Here is a 16,083-nt window from a genome sequence, read left to right as displayed (position 1 = left end):
ACGGGTTTTACGATACGTCACCAATCTCCGGTGAGGGGTTCGCCGTACCAGGTTTCGATGAGGCGGCGGGCGATGGAGACCGGGGGCGGGAGGCGTACGTCGCCCTTTTCGATGGCCTTGGCCAGGTCGGCGCGGGAGAACCAGTGGGCCTCGGCGATCTCCTCGGGGTCGAGGGTGAGCTCCGTGGTGAGGGCGTCGGCGAAGAAGCCGAGCATGAGGCTGCGCGGGAACGGCCAGGGCTGGCTGCCGAGGTAGCGGGGCCGGGTGACGGTGACGCCGACCTCTTCGGCGACCTCGCGGGCGACGGCCGCCTCCAGGGACTCGCCGGGCTCGACGAAGCCGGCGAGGATCGACAGGCGGCCTTCGGGCCACTGGGGGCCGCGGGCGAGCAGGCAGCGGTCGTCGGCGTCGCGGACGAGCATGATGACGGCCGGGTCGACGCGGGGGAAGTGCTGGCTGGAGTCGTGCGGGCAGACGCGGATGTGGCCGCCTGCCTGGACGGCGGTGCGGGTGCCGCAGCGGGGGCAGAACTCGTGGGTGGCGTGCCAGGCCTCCAGGGCGACGGCGTAGACGAGCAGGCCGGCGTCGCGGTCGCCGAGCAGGCCGCCGGCCTGGCGCAGGCCGGCCGGGACGGGCTGGCCGTCGGGGGTGTCGCGCAGGCTCATGGGGACGGTGACGCGGCCGTTGACGTCGCCGGCGGGCGTGCCGGGCAGCGGCGCGGCGACGGCGAAGTAGGCGACGTCGCCCTCGACGCCGAGCAGGTAGCGCTCGCCGTCGGGGGCGTCGGCGGTGGGGTAGAGGACGGCGTGGACCTCGTCGCCGTCGCGGCGGACGAGCGTGTGGCCGTTGTCGATGATCAGCACCCGGGTCGAGGGGTCGGCCCAGGCACGTTCCAACCAGGCGCGGTCGGCCCTGAGCGCCGCCGATCTGTCGATGGTGCCGCGTGCGAGGAGCAGCGGTCCGATGAGTTGGTCTTCCGCCCTCGTATCCAAGGCCCCACCCTTCCCAAATCCCATGTCATCCTATGACCTCAGGGTTAGCCGCCGATTACGGTTTCCCTGCAGCGGTGGGATCTTGGAGGGGCTAGGATCTTTCGGGTTAGGTTAGCCTTACCTGATCATCCGGGGGTGCCTTCGCGTTGCGGCTCTACCTGACCGCGCTCAAACCGACCGATTCGGTGACCGGCGGGTTCCTGCCCGCCGCCCGCGCGCTGGGGTGCGAGGTGACGATCCTCACCGACCGGCCGGAGCGGCATCCGTACGCCGTCGGTTGTGACGTGCGTGACCCGCGCGCGCTGATCGACGCGATCGAGCACCTCGGCAGGCCGGACGCGATCTTCTCCAACTCCGACCACCTCCAGGCGGAGACCGCGCTGGCCGCCGGTTACTTCGGGCTGCCCGGCAAGGACTGGCGGGCCTGCCTGACGGCCAAGAACAAGTTCCTGACCCGGCGCAGGCTGGCGGAGGCGGGCGTGGAGCGGGTGTTCTCGGCGCGGCTGGCCCCGGGCGACCCGGTGCCGGACGACCTGCCGTACCCGCTGGTGGTCAAGCCGCGCGAGGGGGTGGCCAGCGAGGACGTGCTGCTGGTCGAGTCGGACCTGGCCAAGGCCGTGGAGGCGGTCCGGGCGCGGCGGCCCGGCGAGGCGGTGGTGGTCGAGGAGTACCTGGAAGGGCCGCTGCGCACGCTGGAGACGCTGGGCGACGGCTCGCGGATCGGCGTGCTGGGCGGGTTCGCGACGACGCTCGGGCCGCTGCCGCACTTCGTCGAGGAGCGTCTCGACTGGGCGCCCGAGGGGCCGCACGAGCACGTGCTGGCGGCGCTGCGGGCGATCGGGGCGGGGTTCGGCGCGTGTCACACCGAGTACGTCGTCACGCCGGCCGGGCCCCGGATCGTCGAGGTGAACTACCGGGTGATCGGCGACCATTGCGACTTCCTGCTGGCCGACGTGCTGGGAGTGCCGCTGTTCGAGTGGATCCTGCGCGTGCACCTCGGCGAACCCATGCCCGCGATGCCCGAATCCTCCAGGTATGGGACGGCGGTCAGCCTGGTGGCCGACCGGCCGGGCACGATCCTGACCGCGCCCGGGGCCGAGGAGACCGAGCACGACGGCGTCAAGCTGTGGCACCAGCCGCTGCGCCAGGCCGGCGAGCGGGTGGAGCTGACTCACACCAACCGCGACTACCTGGGCGTGATCAGGGCCGTCGGGCCGGACCGGGCCCGCGTCGAGGCCGCCGTCGAGGGCTACCGGGCGTCCAGGCCGTGGGTCGTCGGATGAGCTCCCGCGACTCCTACCTGGCCGCCCGGGTGCTCAACGCGCTGCTGCGCGAGGACTACGGCAGGCTCTCCTCCCGCGTCACCCGCGACCGCGACGGCGTCGCGCTGACGATGGCCGACGGGCGGCTGGTGCGGCTGGCTCCCGGATCGCTCTTCCAGGACTTCGTGGTGGCGCCGGGCGAGCTGCTGGGCCTCGAACAGGTGCTGGAGACGCTGGCGGAGATCGCCGACCCGGCGGACGCCGAGGGCGTGGCCGCGTTCTTCGACGAGTGCCTGGCCGCGCTGGCCGCCCTGGAGCTGCACGACGCCCATCTGCCCGGCGTGCTGGCCAGGAAGCCGTCGTACGAGTCGCTGGCCGCCTTCACCGACCACCCGGTCTATCCGACGGCGCGGGCGCGGACGGGGCTGTCGGAGGCGGACCTGCTGGCGTACGCGCCGGAGTTCGCGCCGTCGTTCCCGCTGCGGTGGGCGCGGGTGCCCGGCGAGCTGCTGATGGCAGGCTCGTCGCCGCTGCCCGCCGACGTGCTGCCGGACGGTGACGGGCTGTTCCCGGTGCACCCGCTGACCGTCGCCGAGGTCGCCAAGATCGACGGGGTGCGGGTGCTGGACGAGCCGCGCGTGACCGTACGCCCGACGCTGTCGATGCGGACGGTGGAGGTCGGGCCGCGCGTCCACCTCAAGCTGCCGCTGCCCACGGCCACGCTGGGCAGCCGCAACCGGCGCTCGATCAAGCCGGGTACGCTGCGCGACGGCGCGCGGGCCGAGCTGCTGCTCCGCGAGCTCGCCGGCCCGGACGTACTGATCGCCGACGAGCAGGCGTACGCGCACGCCGGGCACGAGTATCTGGCCTGGATGGTCCGCAGGCTGCCGCCCGGCAAGATCGTGCCGGTGGCGGCGCTGGCCGTGCCCGGGGTGCTGGCCGAGCTGGGCGACGTGCTGCCCGCCTACCTGCGGCTGCTGTTCGGCTGGAACGTGCGGCTGTTCGTCGAGTACGGCGTCGCGCTGGAGGCCCACCAGCAGAACCTGGCCCTGGTCTTCGCCGACGGCGCCATGAAGCTGCTGGTCAAGGACAACGACGGGCTGCTCGCCTCCCCCGCCAGGCTGGCGGCGGCCGGGGTGGCGGTGCCCGCGTTCGGCGACGCGCGGATGATGACCGACGACCCGCACGCGCTGGCCGACGTCTTCGTGACGATCACGCTGCACCTGGCGGCGGCCGCGATCACGTTCGGCGCGCTGCCCCACGCCGAGGCGTCCGCGCTGCTGCGCGACACGCTCGCCGCGGCGCTGGAGCCCTACGGCGACGACCCGATGGCCAGGCTGCTGCGCGCCCGGACGCTGGAGGCGGCCAGGCTCACCGGCAAGTCGATGGTCACCGCCGGGACCCTCGTGGCCAAGCAGCGGTCGGGCGCGCGTGACATCAACAAGTTCTACGGCACCAGCGGGCCCAACTACCTGAGGAGAGCTTGAATGCACGGTCTGGCCCTCACCTCGTCTGCCGGGCCGGCCGAGGAGGCGACGCTCGCCGCGCTGCTGCGCTGCTGCGTGCGGGAGGTGGCCGGACCGCGCGGCCTGGTCTGGCCGGCGCCGCCGTTGCTGCTGCTGCGCGTGGGGGGCACGCTGCTGCGGGTGCGCACCCACGGCGGGGCCGCGCTGCGCTTCGACGGCCGTCCCGAACGGCTCGACGCGGGCGCCTGGCATCCGCTGACGTCCGCCGAGCTGGTCCGGCTGGCCGAGGCGGAGCTGGGCGCGGGGCGCAACGACGAGTTCGCCGGGCAGGTGGCCGCCAGCCGTGAGGCGGTGGCCGCGATCCTACGGGCCAGGGCGGAGGCCGTGCCGCCCGCCGATCCGTGGCTGGCCTCGGAGCAGGCGCTGGTGTACGGGCACCCGTTCCATCCGAGCCCGAAGGCGCGCGGCGGCGACGGGTGGCTGGCCTACGCGCCCGAGGCGCACGCCGAGTTCCCGCTGCGGCTGCTCGGCGTGCGGGACGACGCGGCCGCCGAGGAGGGCGACGTGCGCGCGCTCGACGCGCTGGGCGAGGCGCCGCCCGGCTACCGGCTGCTGCCGGCGCACCCGTGGCAGCTCGGCCTGCTGCGGCCCCCGCTGGGCGGCGAGCTGATCGACCTGGGGCCGGGACCGGTCGTGATGCCGACCTCGTCGGTGCGCACCGTGTACGCCCCGGCGGCCGGGGCGTGCCTGAAGTTCAGCCTCGACGTGCGGATCACCAACTGCGTGCGCAAGAACGCCTGGTACGAGCTGGCCGGGGCGGTGGAGCTGACCTCGCGGCTCGCGCCGGTGTTCGCCGAGGTGGCCGCCAAGCATCCCGGCGCCCGGTGGCTGCCCGAGCCAGGCTACCGCTCGGCGACGCCGCTGCTGGAGGGGCTGGGCGTGATCGTCCGCGCGAGCCCGTGGGCGGCCTGCTCGCCCGGCGTCACCCCGGTCCTGGCCGGGGCGCTGGCCGCCGGGCCGCCGCCGCCCGACCCGCTCGCCTGGTGGACGGCGTACGTGACGGCCGTGGCGCCGCCGGTGCTGGAGCTGTACTTCACGCACGGCGTCATCCTGGAGCCGCACCTGCAGAACGTGCTCGTCGGTCTCGACGGCTCCGGCCTGCCCGTGGAGGCGGTCTTCCGCGACCTGGAGGGCGCCAAGCTCGTCACCGGCCGCCACGACCTCAGCGGCGTGCCGGCCCGGGTCGCGGAGGCCATGTCCTACGACGCCGAGCGCGGCTGGGCCCGGGTGGTCTACTGCCTGCTGGTCAACCACCTGGTCGAGATCGCGGCGACCGTCTCGGACGGCGACGACGGGCTGCTGCGCGAGCTGTGGCGCGCCGCCCGGGAGGTGCTCGCCAAGCAGGCCGCCGAGCTGGGCGGGCCGGTGCCGCTGTCGGACCTGCTCGCGGGGGCGCCGCTGCCGGCCAAGGCCAACCTGGGCGTGCGCTGGGCAAGGGCCGCCGACCGGTCCGCCGGTTATGTCCCGATCGCGAACCCGCTCGCATGATCACCGCGAGGGTCCTGGAGGCCGCCCCCCGCCTGGCCGCCCCGGCCTACCTGTACGACCTGCCCGCCCTGGACGAGCACGCGGCCGCGGTACGGGCCGCGCTGCCCGGCGTCGAGCTGTACTACGCGGTCAAGGCCAATCCGGACGCCGAGCTGCTGCGGGTGCTCGACGCGCACGTCGACGGGTTCGAGGTGTCGTCCGGCGGCGAGCACGCGCACGTGTCGGCGCTGCTGCCGGGCAGGCCGCTGGCCCTGGGCGGCCCCGGCAAGACCGACGCCGAGCTGCGGCTGCCGCATCACCGCATCCACGTGGAGTCCCCGTACGAGCTGCGGCGGCTGGTGGCGACAGGGCTGGAGGCGGACGTGCTGCTGCGCGTCAGCCCGGACCTGGCGGTGGAGGGCGCGGCGCTGACCATGAGCGGCCCGTTCGGGATGGACGAGGCGGGGGTCGAGGAGTGCCTGCCGCTGTTCACGGACCGGGTGCGGCTGCGCGGCAGGCACACGCACCTGGCGAGCGGGCTGGCCGCGCCAGAGCTGCTGCGGCTGGCGGCGGTGCTGCTGGACACCGGCCAGCCCGAGGTGAACCTGGGCGGCGGCATGGCGGTCTCCTACGGCTCGCCGGAGCGCTTCGACTGGGCGGCCTACGGCGCGGGGCTGGCGCGGCTGCGGCGGCCGGGGCAGCTCGTCAGGATCGAGCCGGGGCGGGCGCTGACCGCCTACTGCGGCTTCTACGTGACCCGGGTGGTGGACGTGAAACGGGTGCGCGGGGAGGCGTACGCCGTCCTGCTGGGCGGCACCCACCACCTGCGGACCCCGGTGACCAAGGGCCACGACCAGCCCTTCACCGTGCTGCCCACGGGCGACGGGCCGGGCGTGGCGGACGAGCCGGTCACGCTCGTCGGGCAGCTCTGCACCCCGAAAGACGTCTTCGCACGAAAAATCGTGACAACGGTACGGGTGGGGGACACGGTGGTGTTCGGGATGGCCGGGGCCTACGCCTGGAACATCTCACACCACGACTTCCTCATGCACCCGAAGCCCGGCTTCCACCATCTGCGCGACTGACCTCCGGCACCGCCTCGATGAGGGCCACCAGGCCGTCGGCGTCGAGCAGGTCCACCGGGCGCACGGTGCGGTTGGCGCGCACGTAGTGGAAGGCCGCGCTCACCCGCTCCAGCGGCACGCCCGCCAGGTGCGACCAGGCCAGCCGGTAGGCGGCGAGCTGCACCGAGGCGGCCCTGGCCTTCTTGCCGGTCGGCGGGTCGCCGGTCTTCCAGTCGACGACCTCGTAACGTCCGCCGGGCAGCTCGAACACCGCGTCCATGCGGCCGCGCACCAGCCGGTCGGCGATCATGGTCTCGAACGGCACCTCCAGGTCCACCGGACGCCGCTCGGCCCACTCGCTCTCCTCGAAGCGCTCCTGCAGCTCCGCCAGCCGCACGTCCGCCTCTTCCGGCTCGTGCTCCAGGTCCAGGTCGAAGTCGTCGATGAGCCGCTGCTGGTCCCAGCGCGTCTCCAGCCACTTGTGGAAGGAGGTGCCCCGGCGGGCCAGCGGCGCGGGCTTGACCGGCACCGGGCGGCGGATCCTGCGCGCCAGCTCGCGGGCGTCGGTGGCCAGCGTGACCAGCGACGACACGGTCAGCTTGGACGGCAGCTCGACGGTCGTGGAGCCGCGCCGCCGATGCAACTCCCGCTCGCGCAGCAGCAGCTCGGTGTCGCGGTCCCAGGCGCGCACCCGCTCCTCCTCGAAGGCGCGCAGCGGCTGCTCCTCCTCCTCGTCCTCCAGGGTGCCCGCCAGCGCGTCCTCCACCAGGCGGGCGCCGTCAAGCACGGACTCGTACCGCAGCCCCTCGGGCGTGACGGGCCACACGGCGGCGGCCGGCTCGGCCAGCAGCGGGTTCGTGGCGCCCTCGGCGAGCTCCGGCGCCCAGAACGCGATCCGGTCGGCGCTCTGCGCGATCTCCCGCAGGAAGTCGGACGGCTCCAGCGGCTTGGACGCGCTGCCCCACCGGTAGCCGGAGGCGATCAGGTGGTAGTGGGCGCGCGTCACCGCCACGTACGCCAGCCGCCGCTCCTCCATCAGGTCGCGCTCGCGGCACCGCTCGTCGAACGCGGCCAGCTCGTCCTTGCTCAACCCCGTCAGCCGGGGCAGGTCAGCGGCGTCGCCGCGCAGCGGGTAGGGCAGCTTGCGCGGGTTGTCGGTCCAGCGGCTGTTCATGACCGGCGTGGCCGGGAACACGCTGCCCGTCGCGACCGCGCCCTTCGTGTTGAGGAGCTGCGACAGGCCCGGCACCACCACGACCGGCCACTCCAGGCCCTTGGACGCGTGCACGGTCATCAGCTTGACGCTGTTGCTGTCGCCGACCCGGCCCGCCTCCAGCCCGAACTCCTCGCTCTCCGCCGCCTGGAGATAGGCCAGGAACGCGCCCAGCGTCGGATCCTCGGCGTCGCCCGCGAACCGGGACGCCGCGTCGAGGAACGCGTCGAGGTCGGCCCTGGCCGCGAACGCGCTCACCGTGCCGCCCCGCGCCGCCACCTCGACGTCCAGGCCGAGCTTGCGCTCCACCTCGCTGATCAGGTCGGGCAGCGGCTGCGCCGTGTGCGCCCTGAGCTGGCGCAGCTCGTGGGCCAGCGCCACCAGCCGGGTCGCGGCCAGCGGCGAGAACGCCTCCAGCCACTCCTCCCGGTCGGGCAGCTCGTCGAGCGCGTCGACCAGGCTGCCGCGCTCCTCCGCCAGATCGGCCACCACCTGGTCGAGCGGGTCCTGCACGCGCTGCCCGTCACGCATCTCCCGGTTGAGCTCGCGGGCGCATTCCCCCAGCGCCCGCAGGTCCGCCGGGCCGATCCGCCAGCGCGGCCCCGCCAGCAGCCTGGCCAGCGCGTCGCCCGCCGTCGCGTCGTAGAGCACGCGCAACGTGGCCACGATGTCGGTCACCTCGGGCACCGTCAGCAGCCCGCCCAGCCCGACCACCTCGACCGGGATGTCACGATCCTCCAGCGCCCTGCGCAACGCCGGGAACTGCGACCGCTTGCGCGCCAGGATCGCCACGTCCTGCGGCTGCAGCGCAAGGGTCTTCTTGCGCTCCTTGTCCCCCCACGGCAGGCCGTCCGGGGCGACCTCCTGGCCGAGCAGCCGGGCGACGCGGTCGGCGACCCACTTCGCCTCGTCCTCGGCCGTCTCGTGGAAGGCACAGGTGACACGGCCCCGGTCGACCCGGTTCGGGCCCGGGACCAGCACCGGCACCTCACGCGCCTCCATCCGCAGCGGCAGCTGCACCCGGGCGGCCACGTCGAGCACCCGGTCACCGTTGCGGAAGCTGACGCTGAGCTGCCGCACCGGAGCCGGATCGCCCGCCCCCGTCCGGAAGTCCTCGGCGAACCGGCGCAGGTTGCCCGCCGACGCCCCCCGCCAGCCGTAGATCGACTGGCACGGGTCGCCCACCGCCGTCACCGGATGGCCGCCCCCGTACAGCGAACGCAGCAACACCAGCTGCGCGTGGCTGGTGTCCTGATACTCGTCCAGCAGCACCACCGCGAACCGCTCCCGCTCGATCTGACCGACCTCGCGGTGATTGGCGGCGATCCTCGCCGCCAGCGACATCTGGTCGCCGTAGTCGATGACCTCCCGCCGCCGCTTCAACCTCTCGTACGCCTCCACCAGCGGCAGCAACTGCTCCCTGGCCGCCTGCACGGCGATCGGCTTGCGCTGCGCCTGCACCGTGCGGCCCGGCAGCTCGGCCAGACGCTCGTCCAGCCACTCCCCCACCCGCCGCACGTCACCCGGGGCGCGCAGATGCTCCGACAGCTCACCCGCCAGCTCCAGCACCGCCGCCGTCACCGAAGGCGGGCCCAGCTCCACCCGGTCCATCGGCCCGTCGTACATCGCCACCACCCGCGACGCGAGCTGCCACGACACCGCCGGCGTGACCAGCCGCATCGTCGGCTCCAGCGCCTCACGCAGCGCGTGATCGGTGACCAGGCGGGCCGCGTACGCGTGATAGGTGGAGACCGTCGGCTCCTCGTCCAGCATCGACGGCTCCACCAGGCCCGCCTCCGCCAGCCCCGCCAGCCGCTCCCGCACCCGCGTCGCCAGCTCCGCCGCCGCCTTGCGGGTGAACGTCAGACCCAGCACGTTCGACGGCTTCACCAGACCGTTGGCCACCAGCCAGACCACCCGCCCGGCCATGGTCTCGCTCTTGCCCGAACCCGCCCCGGCCATGACGACCATCGGCTCCAGCGGCGCTTCGATGACGGCGGCTTGCTCCCGGGTGGGCGGCAGGATGCCGAGCTTGCCGGCCAGCTCGACCGGGGTCAGCACACCTGTCCCCCGCTGTCGTTGACCGGGCAGCTCGCCCTGGCCGCGCACGTACGGCAGCCGTCGTTGACCTTCGCCTGGAAGAACGGGCCCGACATGCCGATCGCCACCGTGTCGACCAGATCCCGCGCCCAGCCCGGGTTCGCGTCGTCGGCCAGCGCGCCCTGCTTCTGCTCCACCGCCGCCGTCTTGCCCGCCGCCTTGCCGAGCTGCACCAGCGCCGCCCCGCCGGGCTCCGCCATGCCGTGCCTGGCGAACGCGCCCAGCAGCGCCGCCAATTGATAGACGCCGAGCTGCGGATGGCGGTCGAGCTCGCCCGGCTTGGGCTTCGAGCCGCCCGTCTTGAGGTCGATGATCACCGCCCGGCCCTCCGCGTCCTTTTCCACACGGTCGACCCGGCCCTTGATCTGGACGCCGTCGCCCACCATGGCGACGAACGCCTCCTCCAGGGCGACGAGCTCCCGCGGGTTGTCCTGCTGCCAGCGGAGGAAGCGGCCGATCATCTGCTCGGCCACCCGGCGCTGCTTGCGGTTGAACCATACGCCACCGAAGTCGAGCTCGTTCCAGATGCCGTCCAGGCGGTCGCCGAGCGCGTTCTCGTCCGACAGATCCGTGGCGCCCAGCACCGCCAGCGCGTGGATGACCGTGCCCAGCCCCTGCGCCGTGCTCGTCCCGGCCGCGCCCACCGCCGTCTCCAGCAGCCAGCGCAGGCCGCACTTGGTGAAGCTCTCCACCGCCGACGGGGAAATGCTCACCACGTCGTCCGGCCAGCTCAACGGCCGGTCATCGGTCATCGTCGTCAACGCGTACCAGTCGTTCGGATGCGCGCCCTGCACCCCCGCCGCCGCCAGCCTCGCCAGCTGCCTGGCCGCCCTGCGCCGCATCGACGCCGGCTTCGTCGGATCCGTCACCGCGCTCCGCAGATCGGCCACCAGCGACGGCATGCTCAGCCAGCGCGACCGGTCCTCCACCGTCGCCTCGTCCACCGCGCCCGGCATCAGCTCCGACAGGAACCGCGACGGCCGCTCGTCGGTGTCCTCACCGCCCACCGCCGTCACCACCAGCCGATGCCGCGCCCGCGTCGCCGCCACGTAGAACAGCCGCCGCTCCTCCGCCAGCAGCTTCGACGCCAGCGACGCCGCACTCGGCCTGCCCCCCTCGGCCACCTCCGCCAGGTCCTCCACGCCCAGCATCGTGCCCCGCAGCCGCAGATCCGGCCAGACGCCCTCCTGGACGCCCGCCACGACCACCACGTCCCACTCCAGGCCCTTCGAGCGGTGCGCCGTCAACACCCGCACCGCGTCACCGTCCGGCGCCCGCTCCGCCAGCGTGTCACCCGGGATCTCCTGCGACGCCAGATCGTCCAGGAACACCTCCGGGCCCGCCTTCGGCATCCGGTCCACGAACTTCGCCGCATGATCGAACAGCGCGACGACCGCGTCCAGGTCCCGGTCCGCCTGCGCGCCCCGCTGGCCGCCGCTCAGGCTCAGGTCCGTCCACCGCTCCGCCAGGCCGCTGCCCTGCCACACGGCCCACAGCACCTCCTCGGCCGTCGCGCCCTCCCGCAGCGCCTCCCTCGCCGTGGCCAGCAGCCTCGCCACCCGCTCCGCCGGAACGGCCACGTGCGGCTCCACCCGTACCAGCTCCCGCGGATCGTTCACGGCCGCCACCAGCAACTCCCCCGACGACCGCACCCCCTCCCCAGAGCCCGCCGCCGCCCCTTCCTCCGCCGCTCCGGGCCCGGCCGAGTCGCCCTGCGGCGCGACCGCCTCCGCTACGGCGGCACGGGGGGAGTCCGCGGGCGGCGGCTCCTCCTGCGGAGCCTGCGGGCCGCCCTGCGCCGCACCAGACGGCGCCGCGCCGGACGCGCGGCCCGGTGCCGCCTTGGGGTCCGCCAGGGTGCCGGTCTGCGGGGCGCTCTGGGGTGCGCCGGCCTGTGCGCCCGGTTGGGGGGCGTCACCTTCCGGGGTTGCGGAGGCCGGGGGGTCTGCCGGGGTGGGGGCGGAGGGGGTGGGGGCGGTGTGGGCCTCGTTTTCGGCGATCTTGAGGGCGCGGCGGAGGCGGCGGACGCCGATCATGTCGGTGCCGCCGAGCGGGCCGGTGAGGAGCTCCTCGGCGACGCCCTCGTCCAGGGCGGCGGGGTCGAGGGCGACGCGCAGCAGCGTGAGGAGGGGGCGGACGCCGGGCTCCTGGGCGATGGGCACCTCGTCGCCGGCGATCATCGTGGGGACCCCGGCGGTGACGAGGGCGCGGCGCAGCAGCGGCACCTGCCGGGTGGCGGAGCGGACCAGGACGGCCATGCGGTGCCAGGGCACGCCGTCGATGAGGTGGGCCCGGCGCAGGGTGTCGGCGACGACGGCGGCTTCCTGGCTGGTGCTGTCGGCGAGCAGCACCCGTACCTCGCCGGAGGGTGTGTCGGGCAGGGGGACGAGGTCGCGGTGGCCGCGCGCCCGGGGGATGCCGTCGGCGGGAGGGCCGGCCGAGGGGGCGGGGGTGGCGGGGAGGCGGTCGGCGACGCGGCGGGAGGCCTCCAGGAGGTCGGCGCCGCTGCGGCGGCAGACGCGCAGGGCGACGATGGGCGCGTCGTGGCCGGACCGGGTGCGGAAGCGCTGGGGGAAGGCGAGGATGCCGCGTACGTCGGCGCCGCGGAAGCCGTAGATGGACTGGTCGGGGTCGCCGACGGCCACCAGGTCGCGGCCGTCGCCGGCGAGCTGCTGGAGGAGGAACTCCTGGGCGGGGTCGGTGTCCTGGTACTCGTCGACGAACAGTGCGTCGTGGGCGGCGCGTTCGCGGCGGCGTACGTCGGGGTCGGCGAGCAGTCCGGCGGCGGTGCGGATCAGCTCGGCGTAGTCCATGGCCGGGTCGGGGTCGAGGTCGAAGCGGAGCTGGTAGCGCTGGGCGAAGCGGCCGGCGGCGACCCAGTCGGCGCGGCCGTGCTGCCGTCCGAGCTCCTGTACGCGCTCGCCGTCGAGGCCGCGTTCGGCGGCGCGGGACAGGAAGTCGCGCAGCTCTTCGGCGAAGCCGCGGGTCTTGAGCGGTTCGCGCAGGTCTTCGGGCCAGTCGAGGGCGCCGTCCTCCAGCTCGCCGTGGAGGAGGCGGCGGACTTCGAGGAGTTGTTCGGGGCCGGTGAGGAGGCGGGGCGGCGGCTCGCCGGCGAGGACGGCCTCGCGGCGCAGCAGGGCGTAGGCGTAGGAGTGGAAGGTGAGCGCCAGCGGGGTGCGGGTGGTGCGGCGGAGCCGGCCGGTGACGCGTTCGCGTAGCTCGCCGGCGGCCTTGCGGCTGTAGGTGAGGATGAGGACGCGTTCGGGGTCGGCGCCGCGCCGTTCGATGCGGTCGACGACGCTCTCGACGATGGTCGTCGTCTTGCCGGTGCCGGGCCCGGCGAGGACGAGCAGGGGGCCTCCGGGGTGCTCGACCACGGCGCGCTGATGTTCATCAAGCACAGGGGCCTCAACAGGCCTCCCGCTGCCGCGGCGCACCAATCGCCAGGTCTGACCACTCACAGCACTAGATTCCACCAGACCACAGGGGTAGATCGTGCCGACTTGCCCGGTCTCCCCGCGCGGACGCCCACGTTATCGGGGCCAATCGGGGCAAAATTCAGGATTCGCCCCGACACGCCGTCGTCGGTACGCCCTCAGAAAACGTGGTCGACCACGCGGGCCGTCGCCTTGCCGTCGTCGCGCGGCGCGAACGTGGCCCGGAAGGCGTCGTAGCGGTCGGCGTGGGCGGCCGCGACCTCGTCGATGGAGCGCAGCGCCTCGACGACCTCGCCGGAGGTCGACAGCACCGGCCCGGGGGCGACCTCGGGCAGGTCCACGTAGATGCCGCGCTTGGCGGAGTATTTGGCCAGGTCGTAGCCGTACAGGACGATCGGCCGCCCGGTGACCGCGAAGTCGAACATGACGGACGAGTAGTCGGTCACCAGCACGTCGGCCACGAGCAGCAGATCCGCCATATCCGGATAAGTCGTTACGTCACGCGCGATGTCGGGAACGGCGGGCATGGCCTGCATGGGATGCGCCCGTACCAGCAGCTCGTGGTCGGCGCCCAGCGCCTCACGCGCCTTGGCCAGGTCGAGCTTGACCATCGCGTTCTTGCGGTCGTAATCGCGCCACGTGGGCGCGTACAGGACCACGCGCTTGCCCTCGGCGAGCCCGAGCCGCTCGCGCACGGCGGCGGCGAGCTCGTCACGGTCGGGCGAGGTGAGCACGTCGTTGCGCGGCAGCCCGCTCTCCAGCACCTCGCCCTGGTAGCCGAACGCCTTGCGCAGCACCGGCGTGGCCCACGGCGACTGCGACAGCAGCACGTCCCAGCCGCGCACCTCGGCGGCCTGGCGGTGCCAGACCGGCGGCTTGGGGTCGCGCCGCATGTGGGCCTGGTCGTTGCCGATGTGCTTGACCGGGGTGCCGTGCCAGGTCTGCACGACCACCTGGCCCTCGCGGGAGCGGAACCAGACGGGCAGGAACGCGTTGGTGACGATGTAGCGCGAGCGGGCCAGCGCGGCGTGGTGCTCGCGGCTGCCCGCGCGCACCGAGGTGGCGCCGTCGGGCGGGGTGAACGCGCCGTCCTTGACGATCCAGATGTGCGGGCGGTCGTCGCCGCGCCGCACCCGCTCCTCGTAGATGGCGCGGACGCTGTCGGCGTACAGGCGGCCGTCGTTGACCACGTAGACGGTGGCCTCGTCGAGCGGCTCGGTGCGCTGGGCCGGGTAGAAGACGCGACGCAGCACGTGGGTGCCGGCGACGCCCTTCTCGGCGGCGGGCCGCTCCTCCTCCGAGACGACCACCGGCACGTCGAAGCGGGTGGAGACCATGCGGAAGGAGTGGCCGCCGAGCACGCGCGGGTCCTCGTCGAGGGTCTCCAGCGCGGCATGGTCCATGCGCACGGGCACGATCTCGCCGGACGGGTGCCGTACGGACATCTGCCAGGTGCCGGACGACAGCGGCACCGCCTCGCCGAAGCGGTCCATGAACCCGGGCTGGACGCGCACGGTGAACTCCTCGCCCTCGCGCTCCATCGGGACCTGGTAGGCCAGGCCGGAGCGGTGGCGCAGGGTGAGCGAGCGCGGCCCTTCGGCGTCGGGGTAGTGGCCGCGCAGGACGAGCGTGGGCCCGTCCCAGACGGCCGAGGAGATCACCGGGCGGATGCGGTGGGCGGAGACGACCACGCGGTCACGGCGGTCGCCGAGCACGGTGATCTCGCGGTCGCCGGCCACGGCCCTGGTGCCCTTGAGGTCGCCGAGCATGACGGAGGCCGCCGGGTCGCCCTTGGGCTCGACCCACAGCCGCCGCCCGTCCTTCTCCTGCAGCAGCGCGGGCACGGCGAGCGTCAGCAGCACGTCGGTGCCCTTGCCCGCCGGGCTGAAGTCGGCGGCGATGCGGTGGCCGCCGAGCCGGGCGTGGCCCTTGGTGACGACGCGGTCGGGCAGGTGGATCTTGAGCTGGAGGCGCTCGTCGTCGACGGTGACGCCGGTGAGCTCGGCCCGGTTGGGCTGGAGCACCACCTGGAGGGCGCGGTCGGAGGTCCAGACGGGCCTGGCCCACCAGCCAGGCTTGAGCTGGCGGCCGGCGGGGCGCTCGCTGCGGCCGATGGACGCGCCGCGCAGCAGGCCGGTGGCGCGGGCGCCACGGCTCCAGAACACGATCTCGGCCCGCCACGTGGTGGTGTCGCGCACGGCGGGACGGCGGCGCAGGCGGCGGCGCACGCCGGAGACCAGGCCGCGGACGGCGCCGCGCCAGCGCAGCGCCCACGGGCTCAGCTCGGCGTGGAAGCCCGACCAGTCGTAGTTGCAGCCGGGCTCGCGGGCCCCGTGGGTGGCCTCGGGGGCGAGCACGCGGCGGGTGCGCAGCCGCACCGGCGGCAGCCAGCGCGGGCCGCGCAGCACCACGGTCGCGCGGTTGAAGCGGCGGCTGCGCACCGACAGGCCGGCCAGGTAGGCGAAACCGGTGATGCGCAGCTTGCCGTCGACCCACACGATGTCGTCGATGTGCGTGACGGGCACCAGGTCGGCGCGGCGCAGCCGGAACAGCTCGGCGGGCAGCTCGTCGCGGAACGGCAGGTCGGCGTACCAGCGCAGGCCCTTGCGGATGCGCTTGGACGGCTCGGCGGCGGCCGCCACGACCTTGGCGAGGGTCTCGCCCTCGACGAGCTCGTCGTCGGGGCGGTGCTCGATCAGGTGGCAGATGAGGCGGCGGGCCACGGGCAGCTCGCGCTTGACCCCCGCGGCGACGCCCGCCAGGTAGGGTCGCACGAGGTCGACGAGCTCGCGCCTGCGGGCGGCGCCGCGCTTGACCGCGAGGTCCATCCGCGCGCCGAGCGGCCCGCTGAGCACCTCGGCGTCGAACGCCGCGTCGCGGCCGCCCGGCCCGACGGCGCGCATGACCGCGTCGAGTGGCTCGCCACGGTCGCAGAGGTCCTGGACGGCCTTGAGTCGGTCGGGGACCGCATCGCCGCCCGGGCTCTGGGCAGTTACGCCGGTAGCCATCGGGGAGGCACCGC

At 74.2% G+C, this 16,083-nt stretch carries 8 protein-coding genes; 4 read left to right on the top strand and 4 right to left on the bottom strand.

What is annotated here, in order from left to right; all coding sequences use genetic code 11:
- Nucleotides 1–17 precede the first annotated feature (17 nt).
- Nucleotides 18–992, bottom strand: coding sequence for an NAD(+) diphosphatase (gene nudC / locus AB0G11_RS30230; protein WP_246644788.1), 975 nt, complete (start codon nt 990–992; stop codon nt 18–20).
- Nucleotides 993–1,138: 146 nt separating this feature from the next.
- Here nudC and AB0G11_RS30225 point away from each other — a divergent pair, with 146 nt between their 5' ends.
- Genes AB0G11_RS30225 through AB0G11_RS30210 form a run of 4 tightly spaced genes read left to right on the top strand, consistent with a single transcriptional unit; the run spans nt 1,139 to nt 6,332 of the window.
- Nucleotides 1,139–2,275 carry a siderophore biosynthesis protein gene (locus AB0G11_RS30225; protein WP_357589992.1) on the top strand — a complete coding sequence of 379 codons (1,137 nt, stop codon included), beginning with the start codon at nt 1,139–1,141 and terminating at the stop codon, nt 2,273–2,275.
- Complete coding sequence (locus tag AB0G11_RS30220) at nt 2,272–3,741, top strand: IucA/IucC family protein (protein WP_357589990.1); 1,470 nt, start codon at nt 2,272–2,274, stop codon at nt 3,739–3,741. The genes AB0G11_RS30225 and AB0G11_RS30220 overlap by 4 nt, the downstream gene beginning before the upstream one ends.
- Nucleotides 3,742–5,268 (top strand): IucA/IucC family protein, encoded by a 1,527-nt coding sequence (locus AB0G11_RS30215; RefSeq protein WP_357589988.1) that lies wholly within the window; start codon nt 3,742–3,744, stop codon nt 5,266–5,268.
- On the top strand, nt 5,265–6,332 hold the full coding sequence (locus AB0G11_RS30210; RefSeq protein ID WP_219504833.1) for a type III PLP-dependent enzyme: 1,068 nt from the start codon (nt 5,265–5,267) through the stop codon (nt 6,330–6,332). The genes AB0G11_RS30215 and AB0G11_RS30210 overlap by 4 nt, the downstream gene beginning before the upstream one ends.
- On the opposite strand, the gene AB0G11_RS30205 is transcribed toward AB0G11_RS30210, so the two are convergent.
- From AB0G11_RS30205 to AB0G11_RS30195, 3 genes are all read right to left on the bottom strand, one after another.
- A complete protein-coding gene (locus AB0G11_RS30205) occupies nt 6,292–9,585 on the bottom strand; it encodes an ATP-dependent DNA helicase (RefSeq protein ID WP_357589986.1) in 3,294 nt (1,097 codons plus the stop codon). The genes AB0G11_RS30210 and AB0G11_RS30205 overlap by 41 nt on opposite strands.
- Nucleotides 9,579–13,025, bottom strand: coding sequence for a UvrD-helicase domain-containing protein (locus AB0G11_RS30200; protein ID WP_357589984.1), 3,447 nt, complete (start codon nt 13,023–13,025; stop codon nt 9,579–9,581). The genes AB0G11_RS30205 and AB0G11_RS30200 overlap by 7 nt, the downstream gene beginning before the upstream one ends.
- 194 nt (nt 13,026–13,219) lie before the next feature.
- A complete protein-coding gene (locus AB0G11_RS30195) occupies nt 13,220–16,069 on the bottom strand; it encodes a CDP-glycerol glycerophosphotransferase family protein (RefSeq protein WP_357589982.1) in 2,850 nt (949 codons plus the stop codon).
- Between the last annotated feature and the right edge of the window lie 14 nt (nt 16,070–16,083).

Source organism: Nonomuraea sp. NPDC023979 (assembly GCF_040639085.1).
Taxonomy (GTDB): Bacteria; Actinomycetota; Actinomycetes; order Streptosporangiales; family Streptosporangiaceae; genus Nonomuraea; species Nonomuraea ceibae.
Note: the sequence above shows the minus strand (reverse complement) of the source record. Positions and strands in the feature narration are given on the sequence as shown.